At 67.9% G+C, this 10,614-nt stretch carries 9 protein-coding genes; 1 reads left to right on the forward strand and 8 read right to left on the reverse strand.

The window, feature by feature from the left end:
• From aruF to hisQ, 6 genes are all read right to left on the reverse strand, one after another.
• Positions 1-871: arginine/ornithine succinyltransferase subunit alpha (gene aruF, locus G3N92_RS25445; RefSeq protein WP_206130363.1), on the reverse strand; the 871-nt coding region annotated here is incomplete at its 3' end.
• A 38-nt stretch (positions 872-909) separates the two neighbouring features.
• A complete protein-coding gene (locus G3N92_RS25450; RefSeq protein WP_206130364.1) occupies positions 910-2,133 on the reverse strand; it encodes an aspartate aminotransferase family protein in 1,224 nt (407 codons plus the stop codon).
• Between the two features lie 180 nt (positions 2,134-2,313).
• Positions 2,314-3,348, reverse strand: a complete 1,035-nt coding sequence (locus G3N92_RS25455) for a GlxA family transcriptional regulator (RefSeq protein WP_206130365.1) — start codon at positions 3,346-3,348, stop codon at positions 2,314-2,316.
• A gap of 1 nt (position 3,349) precedes the next feature.
• Complete coding sequence (locus tag G3N92_RS25460; protein ID WP_206130366.1) at positions 3,350-4,144, reverse strand: ATP-binding cassette domain-containing protein; 795 nt, start codon at positions 4,142-4,144, stop codon at positions 3,350-3,352.
• Positions 4,145-4,170: 26 nt separating this feature from the next.
• Positions 4,171-4,884: an ABC transporter permease gene (locus tag G3N92_RS25465; protein WP_206130367.1), complete on the reverse strand. Its 714-nt coding sequence runs from the start codon at positions 4,882-4,884 to the stop codon at positions 4,171-4,173.
• Positions 4,881-5,570, reverse strand: a complete 690-nt coding sequence (hisQ, locus tag G3N92_RS25470; protein ID WP_206130368.1) for a histidine ABC transporter permease HisQ — start codon at positions 5,568-5,570, stop codon at positions 4,881-4,883. The genes G3N92_RS25465 and hisQ overlap by 4 nt, the downstream gene beginning before the upstream one ends.
• Before the next feature lie 458 nt (positions 5,571-6,028).
• Between hisQ and acnB the strand changes: the two genes are divergently transcribed.
• The gene (acnB, locus tag G3N92_RS25475; RefSeq protein ID WP_206130369.1) at positions 6,029-8,614 is read left to right on the forward strand and encodes a bifunctional aconitate hydratase 2/2-methylisocitrate dehydratase; all 2,586 of its coding nucleotides are present in this window, start codon (positions 6,029-6,031) and stop codon (positions 8,612-8,614) included.
• A gap of 115 nt (positions 8,615-8,729) precedes the next feature.
• Here the strand turns inward: acnB and bamE are convergent, their stop codons facing one another.
• Complete coding sequence (gene bamE / locus G3N92_RS25480; protein WP_206130370.1) at positions 8,730-9,302, reverse strand: outer membrane protein assembly factor BamE; 573 nt, start codon at positions 9,300-9,302, stop codon at positions 8,730-8,732.
• Positions 9,303-9,405: 103 nt separating this feature from the next.
• Positions 9,406-10,515 carry an HpnL family protein gene (locus G3N92_RS25485; protein ID WP_206130371.1) on the reverse strand — a complete coding sequence of 370 codons (1,110 nt, stop codon included), beginning with the start codon at positions 10,513-10,515 and terminating at the stop codon, positions 9,406-9,408.
• Positions 10,516-10,614 lie beyond the last annotated feature (99 nt).

Consider the following 10,614-nt stretch of genomic DNA (forward strand, 5'->3'; position numbering starts at 1 on the left):
TATGCGTGGCGCCCGCCGCCGCGCCGGCCGCGTTGCGCACCGTGCGCGCGACGTTGCGCGTGACGCAGACGGTGCGATCGACCTGCGCGGTCAGCACCGGGCCGGCGTCGAAGATGTCGACGTAGCGGTCCGGCTCGAACCCCTCTTCAAGGTGAATGTCGTAGGCGAGCAGGCCGTGCTGGTTCGGCTCGCCGAGCACGCGCTGCGCCGCCTCGGGCAGCAGCGGCACGTAGATCGGATACACCGGCATCACCTCGGCGATGAACGTGCGGCTGCGGCCGCCCGATTCCACCTCGATATCGGCGAAATCGCGATGGAAGAACTTGCGGCCCACCGCCTCCCAGAACGGCGACGCGCCGTTCTCATCGGTCACGCCGAGCAGCAGCGAGAACACCTCCGGCGTGAAGCGGCGGCGGTTCGCGGCGATATACATCATGCGGGCGCGCGAGACGAGATGCGCGGCGGCGTCGCCGCGCAGCGACGGATCGACGTAGAAACCGGCCAGCCGGCTCTTGCCGGTCAGCTCGTGCGACATCGTCAGCGCGTGGATCTTGCGGTTCACGTGCAGCTCGCGCGAGGCGTGGATCAGCGCGTCGTTGCGGAACGCGTAGAACGGCTCCGAATACCCGGCCGCGGCGACGAGGCTGGCCGTGCCGAGCAGGCGCCCCGTCTCGCTGTCTTCCAGCACGAACAGGTAGAACTCCTCGCCGGGGAAATCGGCGTCGGCGCGAAACGAATCCTCGGACAGCGCCACGCGCGATTCCAGCGCGCGGCGGTCGTGCGGCAGCGAGTGCAGCACGGGCCGCGCGGTGCGGGCCATTTGCGCCAGCGCGTCGAGATCGGCAAGCCTGCCGGGGCGTACGAATAGCATCGTCGGTCCTGTGGGCGGAATGGGCCGGGCGGGGAAGATCAGCGGCTCGCGCCGACGACCTCGTCGACCGCGCGCGAGAAGCGCGCGAGGCCTTCGTCGAGCACGTCGAGCGGAATCACGAGCGATGGCACGAAGCGCAGCACGTTCGGGCCGGCGATCAGCATGATCACGCCATGCGCAGCGGCCGCGTTGACGAAATCCTTGGCGCGGCCGTCGAAGGCTTCGGTCAGTTCGGCGCCGATCAGCAGGCCCTTGCCGCGGATCTCGCGGAACAGGCCGCCGTGCTTCGCGTCGAGCGCGGCCAGCGTGGCGCGGATCCGCTCGCCGCGCTCGTGCACGCCGGCCAGCAGCTTCGGATCGCTGACCAGTTCCACCACCTTGTCGGCGATCGCCGAGGCCAGCGGGTTGCCGCCATAAGTGGTGCCGTGCACGCCCACCTTGAAGTGCGCGGCCAGTTCGTTGGTGGTCAGCATCGCGCCGATCGGGAAGCCGTTGCCGAGCGCCTTCGCCGTGGTCAGGATGTCGGGCGTGACGCCGGTATCCATATACGCGTAGAACTGGCCGGTGCGGCCGACGCCCGTCTGCACCTCGTCGAAGATCAGCAGCGCGCCGTGCGCATCGCACGCTTCGCGCAGCGCCTTCAGGAACGCCGGATCGGCCGGAATCACGCCGCCCTCGCCCTGCACCGGCTCGACGATCACCGCGCAGGTGCGCGGGCCGATCGCGGCCTTCGCGGCCTCGATGTCGTTGTACGGCAGATGGCGGATGCCTTCGGGGCGCGGGCCGAAGCCGTCCGAATACTTCGGCTGGCCGCCCACGCTGACGGTGAAGAACGTGCGGCCGTGGAACGACTGCGCGAACGAGAGGATCTCGTATTTGTCCTCGCCGAAGCGGTCGAACGCCACGCGGCGCGCGAGCTTCAGCGCGGCCTCGTTCGCTTCCGCGCCCGAGTTCGCGAAGAACGCGCGATCGGCGAACGTCAGGCTTTCGAGGCGCTTCGCGAGGCGCAGCACCGGCTCGTTGGTGTAGCCGTTGCCGATGTGCCAGAGCTTGCGGCCCTGCGCCTCGAACACCTTCAGCACCTCGGGGTGGCCGTGGCCGAGCGCCGTCACGGCGATGCCGCCGGCGAAATCGACGTAGTCCTTGCCGGCCGTGTCCCAGATGCGCGAGCCTTCGGCGCGGTCGGGGATGAATTCGGCCGGCGCAAACACCGGCACCATCACGTCGTCGAAAGTCTGTCGGGTCACGTTATCGCGGGTCATGGCGGGTCCTCGGTTCAAAAATCACAGGGTTCAGTGTAGGCAACGGGGCGCAAATCGTCTTGCGCATTTGCGACGGGTTCTATCGGCTTGATCGGTTGCGCATCGCGAAACGCGCGCGGCGCGGGAACGCGATTCGCGCGCCGGGCCGGCGCAGGCGTGCAGCGGCGTGTACAGGCGCGTTCATCGGCTGCCATCGCGCTCGACCAGCGCGCCGGCGCGCGGTTCGCTCGCGCCGCCGTGCTGCTTTTCGAGCCACGCGCGGCGATCCTCGCGCGGCGTCACGCCGAAACGTTCGCGGTAGGCATTCGAGAAATGCGCGGCCGACGAAAAGCCGCAGGCCAGGCTCACCTGCACGACCGACTTGCTGGTGCGCTGCAGTTGCGTGCGCGCCTTCAAGAGCCGCAGGTTCAGGTAATACTTCGACGGCATCGCGCCGAGATACTGGCGGAACAGCCGTTCGAGCTGCCGCCGCGAAATGCCCACCAGCTCGGCGATCTCGTCGGTCGTCAGCGGATCCTCGACGTTCGCTTCCATCAGTTGCAGCGCATCGTTCAGGCGCGGGTGGCGCTCGCCGGGCGCGGTCACGAACGGAATCCGCTGGCGCGTCTCGCCGCTGCGCGGCGTGGCGCAACCGAGCGCGTCGGCGATCCGCTCGGGCAGCGCCGGGCCGTGATCGCGGCCGATCATCGCGAGCATGAAATCGAGGCTGGCCTGGCCGCCCGCGCAGGTCGCGCGGTCGCGGTCGATTTCGAAGATCTGCTGGGTGACGATGGTGCGCTCGAACTGCTCGGCGAACTGCTGATAGGTTTCCCAGTTCACCGCCACGCGGTAGCCGGCCAGTTGCCCCGCCATCGCGAGCCACCACACGCCGTGATGGATGCCGGTGACGAGCGGCGTGCGCTGCCCCACGCGCGCGAGGCTGGCGAGGAACAGGCGGTAATCGGCGAATTGCTGAAAGCGCTCGCTGACGACGATCAGCCAGTCGCAGGCGACAGCATCGTTGAAGGCCGCGTCGGCCTGCCATTGCGCGCCGCCCGCGAGCGGCACCGGCTTGCCGTCCCACGAGCACACCTGCCAGCGGTAGAGCGCGCGCCCTTCGATCTCGTTGGCCAGCGCGAGCGCGTCGACGATCGGGCCGACGCCCGACATCGACACCGGCGGCAACGCCACGATCGCCACCTGCGTCGTGCGCGCGGCGCGGCCGATCGCGGCCACCTTACTTGAGGCTGCCGGACAGGAACTGGCGCAGGCGTTCGCTCTGCGGCCGCGCCAGCACCTCGGCCGGATGGCCCTGCTCCTCGGTGCGGCCCTGATGCAGGAACATCACGTGGTTCGACACGTTGCGCGCGAAACCCATCTCGTGCGTGACGACGATCATCGTGCGGCCCTCTTCCGCCAGCTTCTGCATGACCTTCAGCACTTCGCCCACCAGCTCCGGATCGAGCGCCGAGGTCGGCTCGTCGAACAGCATCACGTCGGGGTGCATCGCCAGCGCGCGCGCGATCGCCACGCGCTGCTGCTGGCCGCCCGACAGATGCGACGGATATTGCTTCTCGACGCGCGGCTGCAAACCCACCTTTTCGAGGTATTCGCGCGCACGTTCCTCGGCCGCTTTCTTCGACAGCCCGAGCACGTGCACTGGCGCTTCCATGACGTTTTCCAGCACGTTCATGTGCGCCCACAGGTTGAAGTGCTGGAACACCATCGCGAGCTTGGTGCGGATCCGCTGCAACTGCTTCGGGTCGGCCACTTCGAGCGCGCCGGCCTTGTCGGCCTTGGTGCGCACGGCTTCGCCGTCGACCACGATCTGGCCCGCGTTCGGCCGTTCGAGGAAATTGATGCAGCGCAGGAACGTGCTCTTGCCCGAGCCGCTGGCGCCGATGATGCTGATCACGTCGCCCGCTTTCGCGTCGAGCGAGACGCCCTTCAGCACTTCGTTGTCGCCGTAGCGCTTGTGGATGTCGAGGGCCGCGAGCTTGCTGGCGGCGTTCGGCGGGGTGGTCTCTGCCAACTGGCGTCTCCCGGAATGGATACGAATCAATGACGTCCGGCCGCGAGATACGCGAGCCAGTGGCGCTCGGCCCGGCGAAACGCCGCGACGAGTGCGAACGATACCGCAAGATAGATCAGGGCGGCGATCCCGAACGACTGGAACGCCATGTAGGTGGCGGAGTTCGCGTCGCGCGCCACCTTGAGGATGTCGGGCACCGTGGCCGTGAACGCCACCGTGGTGGCGTGCAGCATCAGGATCACCTCGTTGCTGTAGAGCGGCAGCGCGCGGCGCAGCGCCGAGGGCAGGATCACGCGGCGATAGGCCGTGAACGGGCTCATGCCGTAAGCGCGCGCCGCCTCCACCTCGCCGTGCGAGGTGGCGCGGATCGCGCCCGCGAAGATCTCGGTGGTGTACGCGCAGGTGTTCAGCGCGAAGGCCAGGATCGCGCAGTGGAAGCCGCTGCGGAAGAACGCGTCGAGCAGCGAATGCGAGCGCACGAATTCGAGGCTGTACATGCCGGTGTAGATCAGCAGCAACTGCACGTAGAGCGGCGTGCCGCGAAACACGTAGGTGTAGGCGCGCACCGGCATCGACACCCAGCGGTTGCGCGAGACGCGCGCCACCGCGAGCGGAATCGCGCACACGAAGCCGATGCCCACCGACGCCGCCAGCAGCCACAGCGTGACGGCGAGGCCCGACAGGCGCTGCCCGTCCCAATACAGGAACGCGCGGCCGAACTCCTGGACGATCTCGATCATAGTTCCGCGTGCCTCACGCCGGTCGAATAGCGCCGCTCCAACTGCCGCAGCACCAGGTTGGACAGCGTCGTGATCGCCAGGTAGATCAGCGCCGCGACGAGGATGAAGAAGAACATGTTGAACGTGCTCTTGCCGGCGTCCTGCGCGGCCTTGACCACGTCGGCCAGGCCGATGATCGACACCAGCGCGGTGGCCTTCACGAGCACCTGCCAGTTGTTGCCGATGCCGGGCAGCGCGAAGCGCATCATCTGCGGGAACAGGATCCGCGCGAACACGCGCAGGCCGCTCATGCCGTAGGCCGCGCCCGCCTCGAGCTGGCCGCGCGGCACCGAGAGAAACGCGCCGCGGAACGTCTCGGTGAAATACGCGCCGTAGATGAAGCCGAGCGTCAGCACGCCGGCCACGAACGGATCGATGTCGATCTGATCCCAGCCGAGCAGGTCGGTGATGTCGTTGAGCCAGATCTGGATGCTGTAGAACAGCAGCAGCATCAGCACCAGGTCGGGCACCGAGCGGATCAGCGTGGTGTAGCCGGTGCCGATCGCGCGCAGGCCGCGCTGCGGCGACAGCTTGGCGAGCGCGCCGAGCAGGCCGAGCACCACGGCGGCGGCGAGCGACAGCACCGACAGCTCGATCGTCTGCACGGTGCCCGCCCAGATGACGGGGCCGAATCCGTAGAGGAACACGCGCGTCTCCTGAGATGGGTCGGGTGGGGAACGCCGGCCGGCGGGCGGCGGCGTTCGAGTGGAGCGGATGGTTGCAGGCGAAAAAAACAGCCACAAACCGGGGCCGGCCGGATTGCTGCACCGCAACATCCTGGAACGACGCCCGGCGCGGCGCGCAGCGGCCCGCGATACGTGGGCTCGCGCCGCCACGGCAAGCCGCCGGTCAGGCTCGGGGCCGGATGCGGGCGGTGCGTTTTTGCACGTTTCGGGTCGCTTTTTCGATAGCGCGGGACCGGCGGAAGCGGCTGGCGGGCCGATGGGGACGCGCCCATATCGTCAACTCTTATATAAGATATAAGACGTTTGACGCAAAAGGGGTTTACGACTAGAATCCCGGTCGAAGCAGCACCCGTAACAGGTAACAGCCTCGGAGCGCCTGAAAGGCCTTCGCCCTGAAACGCCCAATCAGCAGGTCCCCCATGCTAGAAAACTTCCGTGCTCACGTAGCCGAACGCGCCGCGCTCGGTATCCCTCCGCTGCCGCTGAACGCCAAGCAGACCGCCGAACTGGTCGAACTGCTCGCGAACCCGCCCGCAGGCGAAGAGCAAACCCTCGTCGAACTGATCACCTACCGCGTGCCCGCCGGCGTGGACGAAGCCGCCCGTGTGAAGGCCGGCTTCCTGGCCGCCGTGGCCAAGGGCGAAACCGCCAGCCCGCTGATCTCGCGCGAGCGCGCCACCGAGCTGCTCGGCACGATGCTGGGCGGCTACAACATCCAGCCGCTGATCGAGCTGCTGTCCGACGAAGCCGTGGCCGCCACCGCCGCCGACGCGCTGAAGAAAACCCTCCTGATGTTCGACCAGTTTCATGACGTCAAGGAGTTGGCCGACAAGGGCAACGCCCACGCCAAGGCCGTGCTGCAAAGCTGGGCCGACGCCGAATGGTTCACGAGCCGTCCGGAAGTGCCGGAAAGCCTGACCATCACGGTCTTCAAGGTCACGGGCGAAACGAATACCGATGATCTGTCCCCCGCGCCGGACGCCACCACCCGCCCGGACATCCCGATGCACGCGCTGGCGATGCTGAAGAACGCGCGCCCCGGCATCACGCCGGAAGAAGACGGCAAGCGCGGCCCGATCAAGTTCATCGAATCGCTGAAGGACAAGGGCCACCTGGTCGCCTACGTGGGCGACGTGGTCGGCACCGGCTCCTCGCGCAAGTCGGCCACCAACTCGGTGCTGTGGTTCACGGGCGAAGACATCCCGTTCGTGCCGAACAAGCGTTTCGGCGGCGTGTGCCTCGGCGGCAAGATCGCCCCGATCTTCTACAACACGATGGAAGACGCCGGCGCGCTGCCGATCGAACTCGACGTCTCGCAGATGGAAATGGGCGACGTGGTCGAGCTGCGCCCGTACGACGGCAAGGCCCTGAAGAACGGCGCCGTGATCGCCGAATTCACGGTCAAGTCCGACGTGCTGTTCGACGAAGTGCGCGCCGGCGGCCGCATTCCGCTGATCATCGGCCGCGGCCTGACGGCCAAGGCGCGTGAAGCGCTCGGTCTGGCCCCGTCGACGCTGTTCCGCCTGCCGCAACAGCCGGCCGACAGCGGCCGCGGCTTCTCGCTCGCGCAGAAGATGGTCGGCCGCGCCTGCGGCCTGCCGGAAGGCCAGGGCGTGCGCCCGGGCACCTACTGCGAACCGAAGATGACCTCGGTCGGCTCGCAGGACACCACCGGCCCGATGACGCGCGACGAACTGAAGGATCTGGCCTGCCTGGGCTTCTCGGCGGATCTGGTCATGCAGTCGTTCTGCCACACGGCCGCCTATCCGAAGCCGGTCGACGTCAAGACGCACCAAACGCTGCCGAACTTCATCAGCACGCGCGGCGGTATCGCGCTGCGTCCGGGCGACGGCGTGATCCACTCCTGGCTGAACCGCATGCTGCTGCCCGACACCGTCGGCACCGGCGGCGATTCGCACACGCGCTTCCCGATCGGCATCAGCTTCCCGGCCGGTTCGGGCCTGGTGGCCTTCGCGGCCGCCACCGGCACGATGCCGCTGGACATGCCGGAATCGGTGCTGGTCCGCTTCAAGGGCAAGATGCAGCCGGGCGTCACGCTGCGCGATCTGGTCAACGCGATCCCGCTGTACGCGATCAAGGCCGGCACGCTGACCGTCGCCAAGCAGGGCAAGAAGAACATCTTCTCGGGCCGCATCCTCGAAATCGAAGGGCTGCCGGATCTGAAGGTCGAGCAGGCATTCGAGCTGTCGGACGCGTCGGCCGAGCGTTCGGCCGCCGGTTGCACGGTGCACCTGAACAAGGAACCGATCATCGAGTACCTCAACAGCAACGTCACGCTGCTGAAGTGGATGATCGCCGAGGGTTATCAGGATCCGCGCAGCCTGCAACGCCGGATCGACGCCATGCAGCAATGGCTGGCCGATCCGCAACTGCTGCAACCGGATGCGGATGCCGATTACGCGGCCGTCATCGAAATCGATCTGGCCGACATCCACGAGCCGATCGTGGCCTGCCCGAACGATCCGGACGACGTGAAGACGCTGTCGGACGTGGCCGGCGCGACGATCGACGAAGTGTTCATCGGCTCGTGCATGACCAACATCGGTCACTTCCGCGCGGCGTCGAAGCTGCTCGAAGGCAAGCGCGACATTCCGGTCAAGCTGTGGGTCGCCCCGCCGACCAAGATGGACCAGAAGCAACTGACGGAAGAAGGCCACTACGGCGTGTTCGGCACGGCCGGCGCGCGCACCGAAATGCCGGGCTGCTCGCTGTGCATGGGCAACCAGGCGCAGGTGCGCGAAGGCGCGACGGTGATGTCCACGTCCACGCGCAACTTCCCGAACCGTCTGGGCAAGAACACCAACGTGTATCTGGGCTCGGCCGAACTGGCCGCGATCTGCTCGCGTCTGGGCAAGATCCCGACCAAGGAAGAGTACATGGCCGACATGGGCGTGCTGACGGCCAACAGCGACAAGATCTACCAGTACATGAACTTCGACCAGATCGAAGATTTCAAGGAAGTGGCCGACACCGTCAAGGCTTGACGGCACGTCGGGCGGCGGCGGGGCAACCCGCCGCGGCATCGCGTCAATGAAAAAACGGCGCCGCGGGGGAACCCGCGGCGCCGTTTCTTATTGGGTCGCCGGCAACGAGGCCGCCCTACCGCCCTTGCATCAGATCCGACCGCGAGGTGGTGGTCACCAGCCCGTCGTCGCCGAAATGCACGTTGTAGAACGCGTCCTGATTGACGCCGTCCTCGCGCCAGCGCCAGCTCCAGACCGTTTCCGGCTTGAGCGGGTAGCGCGCCACCTCGGTGGGCTTGCCGAGCAGTTGGCGGACTTCGTCCTGCGTCATGCCGGGGCGGATCATCGCGAAGGTATCGGCCGTCAGCACCTGCGTCGCGCCGAGATACAGGCCGTTGCGGTCGATGTCGACCATGTAGGTTTCGTCGCCCATCGGGCCGCGCGGGTATTCGAGGCGCTTCGAGCCGTCGAGGTTGCGGCGTTCGGTTTCGGGCTTGCCGAGCTGCGCGCGCACGTCGTCCTCGGTCGAGACGCCGGCCTTCAGGCTGCGCAGCAGCAGCGGCGCGGGCTGGATCGAGCGGAACAGTTGCTTGAAGCGATGCACGACGGCGTCCTCCTGGCGGCTGTCGCAGCCGCCGAGCAGACAGGTCGCGGCGACGGTTGCGGCCACGAGCCACGGCCGAGCCGGCCGGAAAACAGATGGAATCATGAGGAACACGGATGCGCGCGAACGCACCGATCTGGGCACCGTGGAAGCATACGCGCGTCGGTACGCTCTCCACAAATCGGCGCTCGCCAGGCCGGGCCAGCGCCTAGCGCGTCTCGTCGGCGTGCTCGCGTTCGGGCCGCTGCGCCCGCGATACGTGCGGCTCCGGCCCGGCCTGGCGAGCGCCGCCGTCATCGTCCGACGCCGCCGGTGCCTTCACGTCCTCGTGCTTCGATTCGCGCAATGCGCGCCGCGTCACGCCGATCTCGACGATCTGCCACGACGCCAGCGCCAGCCCGCCGAACAGCAGCTCGCGCGCGCGCCGCACCAGCGCCAGCGAGAACGCCGTCTCGCGATCGACGCCGAACAACTGCGCCAGCACGACGATGGTGCCCTCCTGCACGCCCACGCCGCCCGGCACCATGAACGCCGCGTGCCGCACCGCCTGGATCATCGCCTCGATCGCGATCGCGCCGCCCACCGGCACGCGATGGCCTAGCAGTTCGAGCGCCCAGTAGATTTCGAGCGCGCCGATGAGGTAGGCGACCAGTTGCAGCAGGAACGCGCGCGCCAGCAGCCCGGTGCGCTTGAGCAGGCCGGTGATGTCGGTGTCGAGCCGCTTGCCGTCGATGCCCTGCAGCAGCGCGCTGGTATCGCCGAGCAGCTTGCCCGCGAAGCGTTCGATGGTGTGGAAGATCCCGCCGCGCCGCAGCAGGAAGAAGCAGACGGCCGGAATCGGCAGCGACAGCACCAGCGCCAGTGCGATGGTTCGGGCGCTGCCGCCCCCGCCCGTATCGGTCAGCGCCAGCAGCATCACGAGGCCGATGGCCGAGAACGCGTACTGCACGCTGACGGTGATCAGCACCTCGACGATCACCGAGGCCGTGACGAAGCTCGCATCGGGCACGCGCCAGCGCGCGAGCCGGATGCCGACGATCTCGCCGCCCACGCCCACCGTCGGCAGCAGCCGGTTGACCGCCTCGCGGATGGTGGCGATCCACCAGAGAAACGGCAGCGGCGCGCGCCGGTCGAGCAGCAGGCGCCAGGCCTGCGCGTCGAGCAGCAGCGGAATCAGGTGAAACGGCACGAGCCACAGCAGCACGAAGCCCGCCCGGCCGATGATCCGCACCACGTCGCCGAAGCCTTGATGCACGACGGTCAGGAGCAGCAGACCGATGCCGACCGGCCAGCCGAGCCGGTGAATCCATTTGATCATCGCGCCGCACCCGCCATATCGGCCCCACCCGCTGCCCCGCTTGCCGCCTGCGCGCCGCCGAACACCGCCGCGAACCCGCCGCGCGCCACGCCCGCGGCG

The sequence above is a fragment of the Burkholderia sp. Ac-20379 genome (genome assembly GCF_017104645.1).
Taxonomy (GTDB): domain Bacteria; phylum Pseudomonadota; class Gammaproteobacteria; order Burkholderiales; family Burkholderiaceae; genus Burkholderia.

Coding starts and splice junctions, on each gene's coding strand:
- G3N92_RS25450 (WP_206130364.1), bottom strand. CDS start 2,133: ATGACCCGCGATAACGTGACCCGACAGACTTTCGACGACGTGATGGTG.
- G3N92_RS25465 (WP_206130367.1), bottom strand. CDS start 4,884: ATGATCGAGATCGTCCAGGAGTTCGGCCGCGCGTTCCTGTATTGGGAC.
- acnB (WP_206130369.1), top strand. CDS start 6,029: ATGCTAGAAAACTTCCGTGCTCACGTAGCCGAACGCGCCGCGCTCGGT.
- bamE (WP_206130370.1), bottom strand. CDS start 9,302: ATGATTCCATCTGTTTTCCGGCCGGCTCGGCCGTGGCTCGTGGCCGCA.
- G3N92_RS25485 (WP_206130371.1), bottom strand. CDS start 10,515: ATGATCAAATGGATTCACCGGCTCGGCTGGCCGGTCGGCATCGGTCTG.